Source organism: Bacillus sp. TCT6 (assembly GCF_056033845.1).
The window spans coordinates 771,310-792,338 of record NZ_JBVYHX010000001.1; the positions used below are offsets into that span (position 1 = coordinate 771,310).

Here is a 21,029-nt window from a genome sequence, read left to right on the forward strand (position 1 = left end):
TAAAATCAGAATCTTATAATTATTTTGACATAAAACGCTACAATATGCAAAGAAATATATGACATTGCGTGGTAAAATAGAATGAAACTTTAATCATCGAGAATATTTTCATTCTCGATGATGATTAGTTTTCAGCGATGTTAATTTTAATAAAATGAAACTTTTGAAAGATAGAAAGGATCGTTATTTGTGAAACAAGTAAAGTTTATACATGCGGCTGATTTGCATTTGGATAGTCCGTTTAAAGGAATGGAGATGAATGTTGCGCAGTCTGTTTGGGAGAGAATGAAGCAAAGTACGTTTGAATCATTTGAGCGTATTGTTGATAAAGCGATTCAAGAGCGCGTTGATTTCGTATTACTAGCTGGGGATTTGTATGATGCGGAGACGAGAAGTTTGAGGGCGCAAGTGTTTGTGCGTGAGCAAATGAAGAGACTTTCGCAGTACGATATCCCTGTTTTTATTATTCACGGTAACCATGATCATTTAGGAGGAAGCTGGGCAGCGATTGAGTTTCCGGAAAATGTTCATGTGTTTACGGAGCCTTACGTAGAAGAGAAATCATTTTATAAAAATGGTGAGCTATTAGCTTCTATTTATGGGTTTAGTTATTTGCAGCAAGCGGTAACGGATAATATGACAGCGCAGTATACGAAAATGAGTGATGCGCCTTTTCATATTGGCATGCTTCACGGAAGTGTGGAAGGAGATGCAGAGCATAATCGCTATGCACCGTTTCAAATTCGTGAGTTGAAAGAAAAACAGTTTGATTATTGGGCTCTTGGCCATATACATAAACGTGAAATTTTATCAGAAGAGCCATACATTATTTATCCAGGGAACATACAAGGTCGTCATCGTAAGGAAACAGGTGAGAAGGGTGCGTACCTTATTGAACTTACGAAACAAGGAACGCACTGTTCATTTTTCCATACGGCAGATGTTGTATGGGATGAGATCGAGGTTTGTATTGATGGACTTGAAACTGTTGATGAACTTATGACGAGCATGTCAACTGCGATGAATGATTGCCGAAGAGAAGAGGAAGGGACGCTTTTAACTGTCGTATTCATAGGGCAGGGCCCACTTTCTCCTTATTTGCGTGACGAAAAGCGTGTGGAAGAGATTTTTCACATTTTAGCATCTGGCGAAGAGCGAAAAGATTTCGTATATGTGATGAAGTGGAAAAATGAGACGGTTTCTTTTGCGGAAATCGAGCGTTTGAAAGAAGAAAATCATTTCGTCGGTAGTGTGCTAAAAGAGTTAGAAGCTTTCACCAATATGGACGGCGTGTTGCGCACCATTTGGACGTCTCCTGTAGCGCGTAATAGTATTGAATCTTTTACAGAAGAAGAGAAGAAAGAGATTCAAAAGGAAGCAGAAAATATTATTTTAGAGCAATTATTCCAGCAAGAGAGGGATAAAAAATGAGAATTGAAAAACTCCATATTTATGGGTACGGAAAATTAGAAAATGTGGAAATGGATCTTTCCTTACTGACGGTGTTATACGGTGAAAATGAAGCGGGGAAATCGACAATTCGCTCGTTTATGAAAAGTATTTTGTTCGGTTTTCCGACGAGAGGACAGTGCCGTTATGAGCCAAAAGAAGGTGGGAAGTATGGCGGAGCGATGACTGTACAAACAGAGAAGTACGGTCGTTTGAAAATTGAACGATTGCCAAAGACGGCATCTGGCGAGGTGACCGTTTATTTTGAAGACGGGAAAACGGGCGGCGAGGAAATTTTAAACGATATATTAAGCGGGATGAATGAAAGTTTATTTGAATCGATCTTTTCATTTGATATGCATGGTCTTCAAAATATTCATCAGCTCGGCGAAGCGGATATTGGCAATTATTTATTTTCGGCAAGTGCAGTCGGAAGCGATGCGCTATTACAGTTAGATAAAAAGCTAGAAAAAGAAATGGATCAACGCTTTAAACCGAGTGGGCGTAAACCGGAAATTAACGTGTCACTGCAAGAGATGAAGAAACTTGAAGAGAAGATGAAAGAGTGGCAAGGGAAAATTGGCACGTATGAAAAACAAGTCGAGCAATTAAAAGAAAGTGAAGAGAAACTTGCTTCTGTTCGTATGGAGAAAGAGAGTGCAGAAAAACGAAAGCAAGATTATGAAATATTAGCAGCGCTTGAGCCACTCGTTATTGAAAAGCGTGCGCATGAGAAAGTGTTAGAAAATGAGAGCGGGCAGTTTCCTGTAAACGGAATGGCGCGCTATGAAGCGATTAAGGCGAAGATGGAGCCGCTCCAATTACAAGTTGACTCGCTCCATAAAAAAATAGAGACGGTGCAATCGGAAATTGCCTCGATTCAAATAGATGAAGAGTTTTTACAAAAAGAAAGTTATGTAGAAGAACTTCGTATGCAACATATGTCTTACGAAAATGCACGCCAAGAAATGCGTGATATGACAGGAAGTATTGCGAATATAAAAGAAGAAATTGCAGAACTAGAACAACAAATTGGTGCTACTTTTGAAAAGGAAGCGGTTCTTGCGTTTGACATGAGTTTGGCAACGAAAGAATTAATTACGCAAACCGTACAAAAAGCGCGTGAATTAGAAACGCAAAAAGCACAGCTTGATGATCGTTTTAAAGTAGCGCAAGAGCAATTAGAAGAACAAGAAGAAAATATAAGACAGATTCAGAAACAAATGTTAGTTGATGAAGAGCGAAATACGTTAGTTGAGAAAGAGAAATCGTTCCAAGATGCGGCGTTTATCGGTATGGGCGCAGAGAGAATGAAGCGCAAGTATGAGGAAAAAGCAGGAGCAGCTATGCAAAAGAAAAAGCAGTGGCAAAGAGTTTGTCTTCTGTTACTTCTTATTAACACGCTTGTTTTATTCACGATTTTATTTATTGATAACCGCCCGCTCTTATTTATTAGTGTTATTGTTTTTGTAGGGATTGTTCTTGCCCTTGTTTTATATAAAGATCCGTCAAGTGGATTACAAGAAGAGCTTCTTACTCTTCAGCAAAGTGCTGGCGGGAGACAAAGTGAAGAAGCGCTGTCTGTGCGCTATCAGTTAGAAAAAGATGAAGAGATTCGGAAGCTATTTGAGCGTGAGTCTTATAAATTGCAGCAAATGGAGCGAGCTTATGATAAAGTCGTTTCATCGTATGAGGAATGGGAGAGAGAAACGTTCCAGGCGGGAGAACAAGTAGATGCATATAAAACGCGCTATATGTTCCCAGAATTTTATACGTATGCACACATATTGCCAGCGTTTGAGCGTATTGAAAAAATGCAGCAATTATATCGGGAGTTAGAAAAAGAAGGCACGCGAAAATCTTCATTATATGAAATGATTTCGCATTTTGAACAGAAACTAGAAGCTGTTATCGGTAGTGCGGAGTATAGTAAGCTACACGGGGCACAAAGTCGTATGCAAAATGAGAAAGAGAAGCGCCAAACTTGTAAGCAGTTAAAAGAAAAACTGGCGGAATGGCAAGAAGAATATGAGTTTATGCAAGAACAATTGAAACAACTGTTAGTAGAACGAAATGCATTATGGAATATTGCAGAGACTACAGATGAAGAGATGTTTTTAGAAGCGGGTAAACTGGCGGAAAAACGTGAAGATGCTGAGAAACAAGTAGTGCGTTTATTACCGCAAATTGATCTGTTAGAACAGCGTTTAAAGAGTTTATCATTAGCTGAACATTACGAAGCTGACGGTTATGAAGAGAAATTAAAGAGAGAAATTACAGTCGTACAAAACTGTCTGGCGCAAGAGAAAGAATTGACAGAGCGCATCGCGAAACATCGTATGGAAATTGCGAATTTAGAAGAAGGTAGTACGTACGGCGATTTAATGCATGAGTGGGAAATGAAAAAAGCGCAAGTACGTGAACAAGTGAAGAAGTGGGCTGCTTATGCGGCCGCAAAGACAGTATTAACGAAAACGAAGCAATATTATCATGAAGTGCATCTGCCTCGTATTTTACAAAAATCAGAAGAGTATTTCGTCTATTTAACGGGCGGACGCTATAGTAAAATCTTTTCACCGTCAGAGGCGGAGCCGTTCGTTGTTGAACGTAACGACGGTATACGTTTTTACAGTCATGAACTAAGCCAAGCGACAGCGGAGCAGTTATATTTATCGCTGAGATTTGCACTTGCGAAAACATTTGAACATGATTACCCATTTATTATTGATGATAGTTTCGTGCACTTTGATGCGGTAAGGACGGATCGAACGATTGAACTAATAAAGGAAATCGCAAAAGATAGACAAGTCATCTTCTTTACATGTCATGCGCATTTACTCGCGTATTTTACAGAAAAACAGATTATAAAATTAACACATAAGCGTAAAGAAAATGAGTTGTAATATGCTATACTAAAAGTAACTGATTTGGTGGAGGAATTCGAATGAAAAAGAAAATTGCAGAATATGAAGTTGGTGAACAAGTCGATGTTTTCTTGTTAATTAAAACAGCGACAAAAGGTCTAGCAAGTAATGGAAAGCCATTTTTAACAGTAATCTTACAAGATCCAAGTGGAGATATTGAAGCGAAGCTATGGGACGTATCACCAGAAGTTGAGAAACAATATGTAGCAGAAACAATCGTTAAAGTAGCTGGTGATATTTTAAACTACAAAGGACGTATTCAATTACGTGTGAAACAAATCCGTGTTGCGAATGAAAATGAAGTAACAGATATCTCGGATTTCGTAGAAAAAGCACCAGTGAAAAAAGAAGATATGGTTGAGAAAATTACGCAATACATATTTGAAATGAGAAACCCGAACATTCAGCGTCTAACAAGACATTTATTAAATAAGCATCAAAATGAATTTTTAGAATATCCAGCAGCGACAAAGAATCATCATGAGTTCGTATCTGGACTAGCTTATCACGTTGTATCAATGCTAGATTTAGCGAAAGCTATTTCAAATCTATACCCATCATTAGATAAAGACTTACTATATGCAGGCGTTATTTTACATGACCTTGGTAAAGTAATTGAACTATCTGGTCCAATTTCTACAACGTATACGTTAGAAGGAAATTTACTAGGCCACATTTCTATCATGGTGAACGAAATTGGTAAAGCAGCAGATGAGCTGAACATCGATGCAGAAGAAGTATTAATTCTTCAACACATCGTCCTTTCTCACCACGGAAAAGCAGAATGGGGTAGCCCAAAACCACCGTTAGTAAAAGAAGCAGAAATTCTGCACTACATCGACAACTTAGATGCAAAAATGAACATGATGGACCGCGCATTAGGACGCACAAAACCAGGCGAATACACAGAGCGTGTCTTCGCACTTGATAATCGTTCGTTCTATAAACCGACGTTCCATAATTAAAAGTGTGAATAAAGTGGCCTCATTAAGTTCTAAAAGCTTAGTGAGGCTGTTTTCTTTATTAAAAATTAAATGAAATAGTTAAGAAGTACGCATGGGGGTAACGAAGAACGATTAAAACATATCTCACCACTAGAATGGGAGCATATCAACTTTAATATGGCAGATACTTAGAATCGCTTCAGCCTGTATAACAGGCCTAAAAATAAGAGTTGAAACTTGTTTAGCATCTATTTTTGTTAAAAGGTGGGAGAATTGTGCTATGATGTGAGCAAATATAAAACTATCTAAAGGAGGGATTCACATGCCGCATGTTGTGTTTCGTGGAATTACTACTGAACAATTAAAACACATAAGCAAGCCATTAGTAGAAGAGCTCGCAGAGATTTGTGAGTGTGGTACGGATAATTTTACGTTGGAACTACCAAGTTCTACGTTTGTATTCAATGGAGAAGAAATAGAAGCGTTTCCTCTTATTGAAGTGAAATGGTTCGAGCGTGGACAGGAAATTCGTGATCGATTTGCCAAGGCCATTACTACATATGTAATGGATTTTGGACTTCCAGAAGTAGAGGTTGTATTTACGGTTTTCACAGAATCAGCGTATTATATTAACGGGAAGCATTGTGCAAGTTAGAGCTATTATAAATGTTTTTGTAACATTTATCCCGCATTAACGGGCAGTAAGACCCCCACCTCAAAATTCAGCGGAAGCAAAGAAGTTAGGTGGGGGATCAACTGTCCGTAAAAGCCCGATTGGTTCAACTAATAATCAGTGGGGGATGAACAAAACCCCCACTGATTAAAGTTTCACTTTATAAGGGATAGAACCACATCGCTATCAAGCTAACTAGACAAAATACCCTCTAAAAAGAAAAAGGCGTTATTCTTTCTGAGAAATCATAGGAAAGGATAACGCCTTTATATCAATTTTAATATAATCGATTCACTTCTTTATAAAAAGTTTGGTTATTTTATTGAAGCTTATTCCACAAACACACCCGTTTGTTCATTTTTTACTGTTTGAAAGCCATACTTTTTATATTGATTCATTTATTGGAAAAACCGAAAGTTTTAAACTCTCTCTATTACATATTTATTTTTGGAAAAATAGCCTAACTCCAAATACTAATAATACTGTGCCAGTAATACCCTCTATTGTACGGTTCACCTTTTCTTTTCTTAAAAAAGTTCTTAATTGACGTATTAGAGAGATATAAAGTAAATACCATATTGCTGTCAAAGTCGTAAATGTGAATCCCAACAAAAGAAATTGGAAGAAATGACTTTGATTACTCACAATAAATTGGGGTAGAAAACTAAGGAAAAATACAGCCGTTTTTGGGTTTAAGATTGCCGTGGTAAATCCTTGTCTAAAACTTTTAACCGTTCCAATATCCTTAGAGTTTATTTCCACTGAACTTGACATATCTTCTTTTTTAGAAAAGGCACTTTTAATTGACTTTACAGCTAAATAAATTAAATAAAATGCCCCAGCATATTTTATTAATGTAAATAGCATAGCAAATTTCATTAAGATAGCAGAGAGTCCTAGTGTAGCCATTATTGTATGAATCATCATTCCAGATACTGTTCCTAAGACGGTCTTTATTCCACCATTTCTACCATGAGAGATAGTGTTTTTTGTAACTAAAGCAAAACCGGGACCAGGCATCATTATAATAAGGAGTGCTGTAAGGATAAATAGCATATAATTTTCCATGTTCTGGTATTTCCTTTCTGATTTTTAGTTTCGCTTATAGTATAGCTTTTTTCCTTAAAACATTAAATATAAAAAGTGTGATCAGGATAGTATCATAAGCTTTCAAGGAGTTGTAATTGAATTATAGAGGGCTTCACTTGAATAATGTTCTTCTGTAAATGAGCGTTTTAATAGAATGTCAATTACGTAAATAATCAGATTTTACACCCTAAATGTTATTTAACAAAAAAATCTTGAATTCGAGATTTTTCGCTTGCTTTTCAATCACTTGAGGTGTAAAGTGATAGTAACGAAAGCGATTGAGTCATATGAAAAACATACACTCAGTTGTTTTCGATTAAAAAACAAAGTAACTTATACAGTAAAAACTAAGATGAATTTACAAAAACATAATTAAGAATAAATTGAAAAGCTAAAAACCATATTAGTTGTGGGAAATATTATTTTTTTATTTATCACTTGACTAGTAAAACGAAACGGAGGAATAACCAATGTATAAAATTAAAGGGCATCATCACATTTCAATGGTTACGAAAAATGCAAATGAAAATAATCACTTTTATAAAAACGTGCTTGGCTTACGTCGTGTGAAAATGACAGTAAATCAAGATGATCCGTCAATGTACCACTTATTTTATGGAGATAAAACAGGAAGTCCAGGTACGGAATTATCATTTTTTGAAATTCCATTAGTAGGAAGAACATATCGCGGTACGAATGCGATTACTCGAATTGGATTACTCGTTCCTTCAGAGGAAAGCTTACATTACTGGAAAGAACGATTTGAGAATTTTGATGTGAAACATAGTGAAATGACAACATATGCAAATCGTCCTGCTTTACAATTTGAGGATGCTGAAGGTCTTCGCTTAGTACTACTCGTTTCAAACGGAGAAAAAGTAGAGCACTGGGAAACTTGGGAGAAATCAGAAGTTCCTGCAAAGCATCAAATTCAAGGAATGGGTTCTGTGGAAATGACAGTTCGTAGACTTGATAAAATGTCGAGTACACTTACAGAGATGTTCGGTTATACAGCGGTTAGCCGTAGCGAAGAGGAAGCAATTTTTCAATCCATTAAAGGAGAGGATTTTGGAGAAATCGTTGTGAAATATTTAGATGGACCTACTGAAAAGCCGGGCCGAGGGAGCATTCACCATTTAGCAATTCGCGTGAAAAACGATGCAGAGCTTGCCTATTGGGAAGAACAGGTGAAACAAAGAGGCTTCCAGTCTTCAGGAATCATCGACCGTTTCTACTTTAAAAGCTTATATTTCCGTGAATCAAACGGAATCCTTTTTGAAATTGCGACAGATGGACCAGGATTTACAGTTGATGGAGATGTGGAACATTTAGGAGAAAAACTTGATTTACCACCGTTCTTAGAAGATCAGCGTGCAGAGATTGAAGCGAATTTAGCACCTATTGAAGAGAAGTAATAGGAGAGAAAATATAAATTAAAAAATATTGGAGGAATATAAAATGAACCAATTAAAAGGAATTCACCACGTTACAGCGATTACAAGTAGTGCAGAAAAAAACTATGAGTTTTTCACTCACGTTTTAGGAATGCGTTTAGTTAAGAAAACAGTAAACCAAGATGACATTCAAACGTATCATTTATTCTTTGCAGATGATAAAGGTAGTGCAGGAACAGATATGACATTCTTTGACTTCCCAGGTGTTCCGAAAGGAGTACACGGTACAAATGAAATTTCAAAAACTTCATTCCGTGTTCCGACTGATGCAGCATTAGAGTATTGGGTGAAACGCTTTGACCGTCTTGAAGTAGAACATACAGGAATTAAAGAGCAATTTGGTAAGAAAACTCTTTCTTTCGTTGACTTTGATGACCAACACTATCAATTAATCTCAGATGAACTTGATAAAGGAATCGAATCAGGTACACCTTGGCAAAACGGGCCAGTACCATTAGAATATGCAATCACTGGTTTAGGACCTGTATTTATCCGTATTGCAAACTTTAGTTTCTTCAAAGAAGTGCTAGAAAAAGTTTTATTATTTAAAGAGGTTGCGCAAGAAGGAGAATTCTATTTATTTGAAGTAAATAAAGGTGGAAACGGTGCTTCTGTCGTTGTAGAACATAATACGGTTCTTCCAGAAGCACGACAAGGTTTTGGTACGGTTCACCATGCTGCATTCCGCGTAGAAGATCGCGCTGTATTAGAAGAATGGATTGAGAGAATCAGTAGCGTTGGACTTCCTTCATCTGGTTATGTAGACCGTCATTTCTTTGAATCATTATACGCAAGAGTTGCACCACAAATCTTATTTGAATTTGCAACAGACGGCCCAGGGTTTATGGGAGATGAGCCATACGAAACACTTGGCGAAAAATTATCTTTACCTCCATTCCTAGAGCCAAAACGTGAAGAAATTGAAAAATTAGTTCGTCCAATTGATACAGTGAGAAGTACGAAGGAATTCATTAAAGAGTAAAAATAGAGATAGTAAGTAGGAGAGCAAGTAGTTTTAGCGGAGTGCTGGAACTGCTTGCTTTTTTATTTGTCCTGTTAAGTTTTCTGACAATTGTTTCTCAAGTTATTAAAAAGGAAAAGTTTGGTATAATTAATTAAAATATTTAATTTTCTGATAATTATTTTTCAATACATAGAAAAGGAGTGGTAATATACAATTTTGATAATTGTATAAAAATCCTAATTTTATAATTTTGGAGAAAAGGGGATGCGAGTTTATGGGAGCAGATGTAGTAACGCGGGAGCAAATGAAACATTCTTTAGATGATTGGTATCGTGTAATGTTGCAGCAAAATATAGAGAAGGCCACAGAAATGAAAGAGGAGATTGATAATAAGATTAGTGGTTTGGACGTGGATCAGGAGTTATCTTTGTATTTTACCTTATTAGATTTTAGATATAAAATGCTGACGGATTGGTTGAATATAAAAGAAAATAGTTTTGAGAGAATAGAATCTTTTGAAATTCCAACTAAAGGGTTTTTAGCGTATTATTATCATTTTTTTAAAGGAATATATTGTACTTCAATGTCTAAATATAGCGATGCAAAGGAAAGTTATGAAAAAGCAAATAAACTACTGAAATATGCTTCGCACTCTTTAGAAAATGCAGAGTTTGATTATCGTATGGGTAATTTTTACTATCAGACATATCAACAAGTTAATGCAATTGATTATTTGAGAAAAGCGAAAGAAGAGTTCAAAAAACATATAGGTTGCGAAATAAATATAGCGCTATGTGAAAATGCTTTTGGTCTGTGTTGTGTAGATTTGAAAAATTATGAACTCGCGGAAGAAAGCTTTAATGCTGCTATGGATATTTTCCAAAAGGTAAATTATGAAAAATATATTTTAATGGTGCGTCATAATTTAGCCTTTTTGTATGCTAGTCAAGATTTATCGGAACTTGCAGTTCGCCATGCATCCGAAGTTACAAAAAAACAGCCGAAATTTTTTAAAGCGCTATTTGTTGAAGCACGTGAATGTTATAAATTAGGGCAATATCAATTGGCAGCAGATTTGGTTGAAAAAGGTTTGGATATTTGTAAAGAATTAAATAAGGAAGAGTTTCAATATCGTTTTATGATTTTGAAAAGCGTAAACGAAAAATCACCTACATTAAGCTTAGAGCAAGTAGTTTTAGAAGGTATTATTTATTTTGAAAAAGAAGAGCTATGGGAGTGTATACAGGAATACGCTGAAATGTTAGCTCTAAGGTTTTATAAAGAAGAGAATCACAATAAAGCAAGTCATTATTTTTACATGAGTCATAAAGCTCAAAAAAATTTATTAAAAAAAGGGGCGCTAAAATAATGAAAAAGATTCACTTTGGAATGTTGGGGATTGCGTTAGTAGGTGCATTATCAATTGGAGTTAACAGTGAGTTTACAAATCAAGCATTAAATATAGGAGAGACAGGAGGAGCACCAGCAAGACCAGACTACGTTAATATTGGTGACGGAGGAGCGCCAGCCAACTTCAATAAAGGAGACGGCGGCGGTATTAGCAAACAAGACTCACACGCTGATCATTTTTAAATTAAATAATAAAGTGAAGGGATCTTATAATGAGGTCCCTTTGTTTTTTACTATAAAAAGAATTGACTTACTTTAAATATGTAACTATAATAGTTACAGAATAACCATTAGTAATAGAAGTGAGTTATATTTTTTTATTATAATTGTAACTGTTTTAGTTACAATTAAAAGGATAACATAAAACAACCAAATAATGTAAAAACTTTAAATAGCAACTTGAGAAAGGAGACGGGAATTTTGAAACGGTTTAAATTTTATTTCATTAGCGGTATTGTGCTCGTTTTGTTAATCGTATGTAACTTCGTTGATAAGCCGATTGCGAAGGTTGGAGAAGTGAAAGATACTGTTATGATGAAGTTGAATACGAAAGAGAATATGGCGCAAATTGATGGGCAGACGATTTATTTTAAACAAATTGGTGAGGGGAAACCTCCGTTACTTATGCTTCACGGGTTTGGTGGTTCTTCTGATGGGTTTAGTGATATTTATCCGGAACTAGCGCGAGACCATACGATTATTGCGGTTGATATTTTAGGGTTTGGGCGTTCTTCTAAACCTATTGATTTTCAGTATTCGTTTCCTGCGCAAGTGAATTTATATTATAAGTTAATGAAGAAGCTCGGATACGATCAGTTTGCGGTGCTCGGCCATTCAATGGGCGGAGAGATGTCCCTTAATTTAGCGTATTTATATCCGGATGCAGTGACGCATCTCATCTTGGCGGATTCCACAGGGATAGAGTCTTTCCAGCAAAAAGAAAGTTATGAAGTACCACCGCTATCGACGGACTTACAAACTGTAACTGAGATTGCGAAGTATAATAAAAATGAAGTGAAAAATAGTCGTGATGATAAAGAGCATTATGATCAGCTTACGAAAATGAGAGAGCGCCGCATTGCGATGGAAGCAGATAAAATTAAGGTACCGACTTTAATTTTATGGGGACGACATGATAAGAGTGTTTCTTGGAAAAATGGTGAACTGTATCATGGGCTATTTGCGAATAGTACGTTTCATATTATTGAAAAAGGATACCACGCACCGTTTCGTCAGGAACCAATTGAGTTTATGGAATATGTACAAGCATTTTTCGCGAAGCATCCACAATAAAAATTTTAAGCATAAATCCACTTCTTTCCTCATAAAGTGAAACTAATAAGGCTTGTCTAAGGAAAGGAATGAAGTGATTTGGAAACTTTACCATGGTGGGTGTATCTTGTAATTGTCGGGATTGTACTAAGTGGCTACATGGTTTTATATACTTCGAAAAAAGAGCAAGATATGGATAATGAGTTTATTGAAAAAGAAGGCGAAGTATATATGAAGCGCTTAGAAGAAGAGCGTGAGAAACGTAATCAGGATAGTGATAAAGATTCGGTATTGCTTTAATAAAAATTTTGAAAGGCTACCACCTAGTAGAACTTTACAACTAGGTGGTAGCCTTTTTCTTCTTGGGGATCAGGTTATATAAATTTAATATTACATGTATACGAGATTCATCAGAACTTTTATTGATGGTATTTATATATTTTTTTACTCATAAGAATGGAACTAGCGGGGATTTTACTGGGGGGGATTAACAATGCATAGGGATGAAACTTCATTACATCCGGATACAGGTGTTACATCTGTAATGTTTGTTGAGCGTTCATTAAATGAAATTCGTTTTTGGTCTAGAATCATGAAGGAGCATTCTTTTTTTCTACGTTTAGGATTTAGATGCGAGGATACTCAACTAATCGAAGAGGCGAATCAATTTTATCGATTGTTTGAACATATTGAACAAATAGCGCATTCCTATACAAATGAAACAGATCCTGAGCAAATAAAAAGATTTAATGCAGAAGTACAACAAGCCGCAACTAATATTTGGGGATTTAAACGAAAAATTTTAGGATTAATTCTCACATGTAAATTGCCAGGACAAAATAACTTTCCACTGTTAGTTGACCATACAAGTAGGGAAGCGGATTATTTTAGAAAACGTTTAATACAATTAAATGAAGGTAAATTAGATGCTCTTCCTGATGCTATTATTAAAGAAAATGTTTTCTTTTTAAGGATTATGGCAGACCATGCTAAATTTATTGGCCATCTTCTTGATCCATCGGAAAGAAAGCTTGTAGATACAGCACGGAATTTTAGCAATGATTTTGATGAATTGATGTATCAAGCAATTGACTTAGAATCTATGAAACCACAATCCCAAACAGCTCCTCTTTTAGATCAATTTTTAGATCAAAATCGCGTGTCAGTTGCATCTCTTCGGGATTTTAAGAAAACAGCACGTGATTTAATTGAGCAATGTAAAATAAAGAGCATCATTCATCCATTATTGGCAGACCATGTTTTCCGTGAAGCTGATAGATTTCTTGAAATCATTGATATGTATGATGTTCATCTTACAAATATTCAATCACAACCTAGATATTAGAAGATAAGGAAAGATACTATTTTTTCCTTAAGCCGAGAAGTTAACAATTTATTGTTAGCTTCTTTTCTTTGTGATTAAAATTTTCTTTTAAGGACTACATAAATCCCTTTGACCAAATATGTAATTCTTTGTAAAATGATATATATGGAAAGATTATGAATATACAGGAAATCTATGGATAGTAGATTTTAATAAATTATTCGGGGGAAATTTATTAGTTAAGTATATTAACTTGTTTGCACTACATTTTACAAATAAAGGGGTATTAGTAATCATGAAAGCAAAGAAATTAGTAAGTTTAGCGTTACCAGTTATGTTATTGAGTGGTTGTATTACAATTGAAACTGATGGTAAGAAAGCTGAGCCAAAGAAAGAAGAAACGCAAAAGGTAGAGAAAGAGAATAAGACTTCTGAAAAAGAGAGTAAGTCAACTGATAGCAAGAAAGAGGATAGCTTATCTGTAGCGAAAGGTGAAGGTACAAATAGTAGTTCATCAAGTAGTCAACCAAGTTCTTCTTCAAATAATTCAACTTCTTCTAGTTCTTCAACTGGTAAGGTAACTGGTTCAGATGTTGAAAGGTACAAGGCAGATATCATAAATAGTGCTACTCAAATTGAAGATACAATGAAATTAATTGAAGGAATAGCAGATTCAGACGTAAAATCATACAAACAAAAGAAAAGTGAAGTACAACTGAGTTTAGGTGGAGCAAAGGCAACTGCAACGAAACTGAAGAATCTACAAGCACCTCCTGAATTACAGGGAGAACAAGTGAAGATAAAGCAATCGATGGAACTGTATGCGGATTGTTTCCAACTTCTCTTTGATGCATTAGACCAAGAAGACGAGAGTAAAATGCATCAATCATTAAGTAAAGCACAAGAAGGTTCAAAACTGTTTGAAGAAGCAGCGAAGAGTATCGGTAGCAAAACAAACTAAGAGTAAATTACTTTAAGGAGTATGAGGTATGAAAGTGAAGAAACTAATGGCTGCTGTAGTTCCAGTTACATTATTATTAAGTGGTTGTGTTACAGTAAAAGATTCGGCAAGTAAAGAAGCAAAGACAGAAGAAACAAGTAAAGCTAAGTCTTCTGGAACAAAAGAAAAATCAACTAATTCGAAAGAAGAAAGTAAAGATGTTCAAAAGGTTCGAGTTTTAGATGAAGATTATGCACAATATTTATTAGACATTGAACAGGATATGTTAAGACGATTTGATTACTATGATGCATCTGTAAAGGATTTGAGAAACGGAAGTAAATCAAAAGCTGAGGTATTAGATAGTGTTAAAGACATCTATAAAGTATTTGATAAGATAGAGAAGATTTCTGCACCGCCAAAACATAAAGAAGACCAAAAAGAGATTGAAAGAGCTGCAGGTAAACTAAGAGAAACATTCGGTGAAATAGAGAAGTTATTCAACGATAAAGGTTTTAGCTTAGAGACTGATAAGGAAATCTTAAATAAAGCAAATATAAAATTAGAGGAAGCAAAACGTATTTGGAAACCTACATTTGATAAGTTAAGGGCTGAAGTAAAAGGTGATACAACCACGGAAAAATCTACTAGTACAACAAGTAGTTCTACACAGGCAAACCCAACTACTGGCAGTCAGGCTCAAACAGATAAAAGTCAAGCAAAAACTGGGGTATTTGTAGATACAGTTGGTACAAGTGAAGAGTTAGGAATTAGTTATAGCAACATGCAGAAGAACATTAAAGATGGTACTGAGATTATTGGTAATTGGGGTATTGATTACGGCAGTGGCGTAAAAACTACGCTAGTACTAAAAGGTGATAAAACATTTGAGTCTTATGCGAATGGTTCTTATCCGAATAAAGATAACTATTTAACAGGAACATATACGGTGGATGTCCCATCATTCCAGTTATCTTTAAAAGTAACAAAAGCAGTTAAAGACGGTCAAGAAGTAAAGTTAACAAATGATAGTATCATGTATAAATTGCAAAACTATGATGGAAACACATTACAAATTTATCATATGGACGATAATGTTCGTATTCGATATGTAAAACAATAAATAATTGGTGAAAAACTCTGTAATAAATTTTACAGGGTTTTTTATTAGTTTTAATTTAATTTCTTCATTATCTTTCCAGACGCTGTCCATACTAGTATAAGTTGAGAAATGAACAAAACGATAATGATAGGCAGTTGATGTAACTCCATAGTAACTGTAACCATCTAAAGCCCAATTCATACACTATGGTGGAGGATTTTCACCTAATAACCGGATGAAAAAGGGGTGTAATCATGAAGAAACGTACTGTTAATGAAGCGGGAGGGAAAGTGCCGCAACCAATCCGCAGCGACGGAGCAGGTGCAATTGATTCTGGACCTCGTAATGTTATGCGAGATATTCAAAATCCGAATATGCTTGTTCCACCTATAACGGATGCAGGATTAGTTCCTAACTTGAAGTTTTCATTCTCGGACACTTCTATGATTTTGAAACACGGCGGGTGGTCTCGGGAGATTACTGCTCGGGAACTACCAGTTTCGACGACGATTGCTGGGGTAAATATGAGCTTAACGGCCGGTGGAATACGAGAACTTCATTGGCATAAAGAAGCGGAATGGGCGTATATGCTTTTAGGACGGGCACGCATAACGGCTGTTGATCAAAATGGACGGAATTTTATTGCTGATGTTGGACCAGGTGATCTTTGGTATTTTCCGCCTGGTATTCCGCATTCCATTCAAGGATTGGAACATTGTGAATTTCTACTTGTTTTCGATGATGGACATTTTTCTGATTTATCTACTTTAGCTATTTCTGATTGGTTTGCGCATACGCCAAAAGAAGTGTTGTCGGCTAATTTTGGAGTACCTGAGAGTGCTTTTCATTCTATCCCTTCAGGTCAAGTTTATATTTATCAAGGAGAGGTGCCAGGTTCGCTTGAAAGTCAGGAAGTTCAATCACCGAAAGGGGAAGTTCCTTTAACATTTAAACATGAACTGTTAAAACAAAAGCCAATTAAGACTCCTGGTGGTAGCGTTCGAATTGTAGATTCTACAAATTTCCCTATTTCAAAAACGATCGCAGCAGCGCTCGTTGAGGTTGAGCCTGGTGGAATGAGAGAACTTCATTGGCACCCGAATAATGATGAATGGCAATATTATTTGACAGGAGAAGCGAGAATGACTGTGTTTCTTGGAAATGGTACCGCTCGTACATTTGATTATAGAGCTGGTGATGTCGGATATGTACCGTTTGCGACGGGGCATTATATTCAAAATACAGGTACCGAAACATTATGGTTTTTAGAGATGTTCAGAAGCAATCGTTTTGAAGATGTATCGTTAAATCAATGGATGGCACTGACTCCTAAAGAAATAGTGGAGAGTAATATACATGTTGGCCCGCAAGTAATGGATTCCCTGCGTAAGGAGAAGTGGCCTGTTGTGAAATATCCGGGGTTTTCATATAGTCCGAAAAATGATGAGTAAAAATGAAAATTTGCGTTATTCTTTCTGGAGACTGATAAGAAGGGATGGCGTATTTTTTATGCCTAATCTAGTCTTTATCCCGCTATTTGCCGGGCTGTCTGTAAAAGCCCGATTGGTGAGGGCTGATTAAAGTTTCACTTTATTAGTATCCGCTCTTTGTATTATTGTTCGGGAAATTATTATTGGAGCATAGTATAGGGAAGATACATATAAAATAGCACTATTATAAGCTGTAACGCATAAGTTGCACAGGCGATGCAACGATAACTAGCTTTACTCTTCATCATTTATTTGAACATAATGGGCATAGAGAGGTGATAAACACAGTATGATTTTTAGTGAGCGTTTAAAAGAAGAAAGGGAAAAAAGAAATTGGTCGCAAAATGATTTGGCTGAAAAAATTCATGTAAGTAGGCAATCTGTTTCGAAATGGGAGACGGGAAAGAACTATCCGAGCATTGAAATTATTATTCATTTAAGTGATTTGTTCGATATTACGATTGATGAACTGCTAAGGAGTGATGAAGAATTGACGCAGAAAGTAATTGAAGATAGTAAGAAATTGGCATATCCAAAATGGAAGGTGTTTTTTGATAGTTTATTTATGATAGGGGTATTTTTACTTATTGCAAAAATCGTTGTATGGATGCTAAACAAATTTGCTGGAGCAAGTATTGCAATTGTAGCAGATGCGCCATATGTAATGAATCTTTTACCCCTTGCATTCATGATTATAGGTGGTATAGGTTCCGATAAGTTGAAGAAAATATATAAATAGAGGAAAGATTTGAAAGAAATCCCCTACACTAGCTGTTCTTTTCACTTAAATTGTGTACTATAAAGGATAGGATGACATAAAGAAGGGGATATAGAGAATGGAATTTCATGAACAGAAGATTTTGCCGGCAGTGAGGCAAATTAAAGATTTGGAAAAGCTATTACATAGTTCGTATGAATATATCGTTATTTTAGATATTCATGTCGGCCAATTGAAGAGTGTTATATCACTTGCGAAGCAATATTGTAAAAAGGTGTTTTTACATGTGGATTTAATTCATGGCTTGCAGAGTGATGGGCATGCGACGGAATATTTATGTCAGGAGTTTAGACCGTACGGGTTACTTTCGACAAAGGCGAGCGTTATTATGAAGGCGAAGCAAAAAGGTGTTGTGGCAATACAACGCATCTTTTTAATCGATTCGAGTGCGATGGAGAAGAGCTGCAATCTTTTAGATAAGACGAAACCGGATTATATTGAGGTGCTTCCAGGAGCAATGACGGATATTATCGCTGAAGTGAAAGAGCGTACTGGTGTACCGATTTTAGCAGGTGGTTTTATTCGTACTGTAGAAGATGTGGAAAGAGCTTTAAACGCTGGTGCGACAGCGATTACGACGTCAAAACGCGAACTATGGAAACATTACCAAAAAAAGTGACGAAAATGTGAAAAAATTCTGTTGACACCGCTTTCATAAGAGGTTAACATTATAGACAAGTTAATAAACGTGACGGAGAAAAGAAGAGATCCACATTTCATTGTTTCTATATAAATTTATATAGAAGCGTGCAAAGCTGTGGGTCTTTTTCTTTTGACAAAAACGAATGGCCATTCATTTTACCTCTATCACATTTGGAAGCGTTTAAATTGATTGTGGAGGGATACTATGTCAGCATTTTTAGGAGAGTTAATAGGGACTGCGTTGTTAATCGTACTTGGTGGCGGCGTTTGTGCTGGTGTAAGTTTAAAGAAATCGTTTGCGAAAGATTCAGGTTGGATTGTTATTACAATGGGCTGGGGCTTAGCAGTAGCGGTTGCAGCGTATGCGGTTGGATCAATTAGTGGGGCACATTTGAATCCAGCTTTAACGATAGGACTAGCATTTAAGGGAGCGTTCCCATGGAGTGACGTACCAGGTTATATCGTAGCACAAATGATTGGGGCAATTATCGGGGCAGTTATCGTATATTTACATTACTTACCACACTGGAAAGAAACAGAAGATCCAGGAACAAAGTTAGGTGTATTTGCAACAGGTCCAGCAATTCCGAACACATTTGCAAACCTTTTAAGTGAAATGATTGGAACATTCGTTTTAGTATTTGGTATATTAGCAATTGGTGCAAATAAATTTGCAGATGGATTAAATCCATTTATCGTAGGTTTCTTAATTGTAAGTATTGGTTTATCATTAGGTGGGACAACAGGATACGCAATTAACCCAGCACGTGATTTAGGTCCGCGTATCGCACACTTCTTCCTTCCGATTGCAGGAAAAGGCGGTTCAAACTGGAAGTATGCATGGATTCCAGTAGTAGGTCCAATTTTAGGTGGATCACTTGCAGGTTTATTCCATCAAGTTGTATTTGAAGGAAAGCAAAATTCAGCACTTATTTATGTGATTATCGCAACTGTGATTGTACTAGCAATCTCTTATATGACAAGTAAAAAAAGCGGAAGCAATACAAATAGTAGAAAAGTAGCATAAGGGGGAAACCGATATGAAAAAATATATTCTTTCATTAGACCAAGGAACAACAAGCTCACGCGCAATTCTTTTCAATAAAAAAGGTGAAATTGTTCATTCAGCTCAAAAAGAGTTTACACAACATTTTCCAAAGCCGGGCTGGGTAGAGCATAATGCACAAGAAATTTGGGGATCTATTTTAGCAGTTATCGCAACTTGCTTAAGCGAAGCAGATGTAAAACCAGAACAAATCGCAGGTATCGGTATTACGAACCAACGTGAAACAACGGTTGTCTGGGATAAAACAACTAGTAAACCAATTTACAACGCAATTGTATGGCAATCTCGCCAAACAGCTGAAATTTGTGATGAGTTAAAAGAAAAAGGTTATAGCGAAATGGTTCGCGAAAAAACAGGTCTTTTAATTGATGCATACTTCTCTGGTACGAAAGTAAAATGGATTTTAGATAACGTTGAAGGTGCAAGAGAGAAAGCAGAAAACGGTGATCTATTATTCGGAACAATTGATTCGTGGCTTGTATGGAAACTATCTGGTGGTAAAGCACACGTAACAGATTATTCAAACGCATCACGTACGTTAATGTTTAATATTCACGACTTACAGTGGGATGATGAGCTTCTAGAAATGTTAACAGTACCAAAGAGCATGCTTCCAGAAGTACGTCCATCATCTGAAATTTACGGAGAAACAATTGATTACCACTTCTTCGGCCAAAATGTACCGATTGCAGGTGTAGCTGGTGACCAACAAGCAGCATTATTTGGACAAGCTTGTTTCGGTGAAGGTATGGCGAAAAATACTTACGGAACTGGTTGCTTCATGTTAATGAACACAGGTGAAAAAGCAGTAGCTTCTGAGCACGGTCTATTAACAACAATTGCATGGGGAATAGATGGTAAAGTAAACTACGCATTAGAAGGAAGTATTTTCGTAGCAGGTTCTGCAATTCAGTGGTTACGTGACGGAATGCGCATGTTTAAAGATGCAAGTGAGAGTGAAGTGTATGCGAGTCGCGTTGAATCAACTGATGGTGTATACGTTGTACCAGCATTCGTTGGACTAGGAACACCTTATTGGGATAGTGAAGTACGCGGCGCTATGTTTGGTGTAACACGCGGTACGACGAAAGAGCACTTCATTCGTGCAACGCTAGAATCTTTAGCTTACCAAACGAAAGATGTATTATGCGCAATGGAAGCAGATTCAGGTATTGAACTGAAAACATTACGCGTTGATGGCGGAGCAGTTAAAAATAACTTCTTAATGAAGTTCCAAAGTGATATTTTAGATGTTCCTGTAGAGCGTCCAGTGATTAACGAAACAACGGCTCTAGGTGCAGCATACTTAGCTGGTCTTGCGGTTGGATATTGGAAAAACCAAGATGAAATTAAATCACAGTGGCATATGGACAAACGCTTTGAACCAACGATGGAAGCGGAAACAAGCGAAGAGCTATATGCTGGATGGAAAAAAGCAATTGAAGCAACAAAAGCTTTCAAATAATCATAAACAGTGTTATAATGGTGACAAGTTAATAATTCGGTAG

Annotated in this window: 19 protein-coding genes; 18 read left to right on the plus strand and 1 reads right to left on the minus strand. The window is 36.4% G+C overall.

The features are described from left to right. Positions 1-189 precede the first annotated feature (189 nt). From AC0ONG_RS03860 to AC0ONG_RS03875, 4 genes are all read left to right on the plus strand, one after another. The gene (locus AC0ONG_RS03860; RefSeq protein WP_000815702.1) at positions 190-1,431 is read left to right on the plus strand and encodes a metallophosphoesterase family protein; all 1,242 of its coding nucleotides are present in this window, start codon (positions 190-192) and stop codon (positions 1,429-1,431) included. Beyond that, positions 1,428-4,352, plus strand: a complete 2,925-nt coding sequence (locus tag AC0ONG_RS03865; RefSeq protein ID WP_136997230.1) for an ATP-binding protein — start codon at positions 1,428-1,430, stop codon at positions 4,350-4,352. The genes AC0ONG_RS03860 and AC0ONG_RS03865 overlap by 4 nt, the downstream gene beginning before the upstream one ends. Positions 4,353-4,393: 41 nt before the next feature. Continuing rightward, positions 4,394-5,338: a 3'-5' exoribonuclease YhaM gene (gene yhaM, locus AC0ONG_RS03870; protein ID WP_000726650.1), complete on the plus strand. Its 945-nt coding sequence runs from the start codon at positions 4,394-4,396 to the stop codon at positions 5,336-5,338. Positions 5,339-5,639: 301 nt separating this feature from the next. Next, a complete protein-coding gene (locus tag AC0ONG_RS03875) occupies positions 5,640-5,972 on the plus strand; it encodes a DUF1904 family protein (protein WP_001120954.1) in 333 nt (110 codons plus the stop codon). Positions 5,973-6,431: 459 nt separating this feature from the next. Here the strand turns inward: AC0ONG_RS03875 and AC0ONG_RS03880 are convergent, their stop codons facing one another. Continuing rightward, on the minus strand, positions 6,432-7,058 hold the full coding sequence (locus AC0ONG_RS03880; RefSeq protein WP_000433010.1) for a LysE family translocator: 627 nt from the start codon (positions 7,056-7,058) through the stop codon (positions 6,432-6,434). Positions 7,059-7,549: 491 nt separating this feature from the next. Between AC0ONG_RS03880 and AC0ONG_RS03885 the strand changes: the two genes are divergently transcribed. The 14 genes from AC0ONG_RS03885 to glpK all read left to right on the plus strand — a co-directional run bounded on the left by AC0ONG_RS03885 (position 7,550) and on the right by glpK (position 20,986). Continuing rightward, a complete protein-coding gene (locus AC0ONG_RS03885; protein WP_000276686.1) occupies positions 7,550-8,494 on the plus strand; it encodes a ring-cleaving dioxygenase in 945 nt (314 codons plus the stop codon). Between the two features lie 43 nt (positions 8,495-8,537). Beyond that, positions 8,538-9,515 carry a ring-cleaving dioxygenase gene (locus AC0ONG_RS03890; RefSeq protein ID WP_001072578.1) on the plus strand — a complete coding sequence of 326 codons (978 nt, stop codon included), beginning with the start codon at positions 8,538-8,540 and terminating at the stop codon, positions 9,513-9,515. Positions 9,516-9,771: 256 nt separating this feature from the next. Next, positions 9,772-10,866, plus strand: coding sequence for a response regulator aspartate phosphatase (locus AC0ONG_RS03895; RefSeq protein WP_000500584.1), 1,095 nt, complete (start codon positions 9,772-9,774; stop codon positions 10,864-10,866). Then, positions 10,866-11,090, plus strand: a complete 225-nt coding sequence (locus AC0ONG_RS03900) for a Phr family secreted Rap phosphatase inhibitor (RefSeq protein ID WP_000719823.1) — start codon at positions 10,866-10,868, stop codon at positions 11,088-11,090. Before AC0ONG_RS03895 ends, AC0ONG_RS03900 begins: the two co-directional genes overlap by 1 nt. Before the next feature lie 237 nt (positions 11,091-11,327). Continuing rightward, complete coding sequence (locus tag AC0ONG_RS03905; RefSeq protein ID WP_136997040.1) at positions 11,328-12,200, plus strand: alpha/beta fold hydrolase; 873 nt, start codon at positions 11,328-11,330, stop codon at positions 12,198-12,200. A gap of 78 nt (positions 12,201-12,278) precedes the next feature. Then, complete coding sequence (locus AC0ONG_RS03910; protein ID WP_000449223.1) at positions 12,279-12,479, plus strand: sporulation YhaL family protein; 201 nt, start codon at positions 12,279-12,281, stop codon at positions 12,477-12,479. A gap of 193 nt (positions 12,480-12,672) precedes the next feature. Beyond that, complete coding sequence (locus AC0ONG_RS03915) at positions 12,673-13,524, plus strand: DUF2935 domain-containing protein (protein ID WP_000554479.1); 852 nt, start codon at positions 12,673-12,675, stop codon at positions 13,522-13,524. Between the two features lie 274 nt (positions 13,525-13,798). After that, a complete protein-coding gene (locus tag AC0ONG_RS03920) occupies positions 13,799-14,464 on the plus strand; it encodes a DUF7018 domain-containing (lipo)protein (protein WP_000644836.1) in 666 nt (221 codons plus the stop codon). Between the two features lie 28 nt (positions 14,465-14,492). Beyond that, positions 14,493-15,566: a DUF3994 domain-containing protein gene (locus tag AC0ONG_RS03925; RefSeq protein ID WP_000865195.1), complete on the plus strand. Its 1,074-nt coding sequence runs from the start codon at positions 14,493-14,495 to the stop codon at positions 15,564-15,566. Between the two features lie 233 nt (positions 15,567-15,799). Then, positions 15,800-16,996 (plus strand): oxalate decarboxylase family bicupin, encoded by a 1,197-nt coding sequence (locus AC0ONG_RS03930; RefSeq protein WP_000747506.1) that lies wholly within the window; start codon positions 15,800-15,802, stop codon positions 16,994-16,996. 328 nt (positions 16,997-17,324) lie between these two features. Next, a complete protein-coding gene (locus AC0ONG_RS03935) occupies positions 17,325-17,774 on the plus strand; it encodes a helix-turn-helix domain-containing protein (RefSeq protein ID WP_127725657.1) in 450 nt (149 codons plus the stop codon). A gap of 97 nt (positions 17,775-17,871) precedes the next feature. Then, positions 17,872-18,432, plus strand: coding sequence for a glycerol uptake operon antiterminator GlpP (glpP, locus tag AC0ONG_RS03940; protein ID WP_000394286.1), 561 nt, complete (start codon positions 17,872-17,874; stop codon positions 18,430-18,432). A 228-nt stretch (positions 18,433-18,660) separates the two neighbouring features. Beyond that, positions 18,661-19,482 (plus strand): glycerol uptake facilitator protein GlpF, encoded by an 822-nt coding sequence (gene glpF, locus AC0ONG_RS03945; protein WP_001272200.1) that lies wholly within the window; start codon positions 18,661-18,663, stop codon positions 19,480-19,482. A gap of 13 nt (positions 19,483-19,495) precedes the next feature. Further along, positions 19,496-20,986: a glycerol kinase GlpK gene (gene glpK, locus AC0ONG_RS03950; RefSeq protein ID WP_000760013.1), complete on the plus strand. Its 1,491-nt coding sequence runs from the start codon at positions 19,496-19,498 to the stop codon at positions 20,984-20,986. Positions 20,987-21,029: the final 43 nt, after the last annotated feature.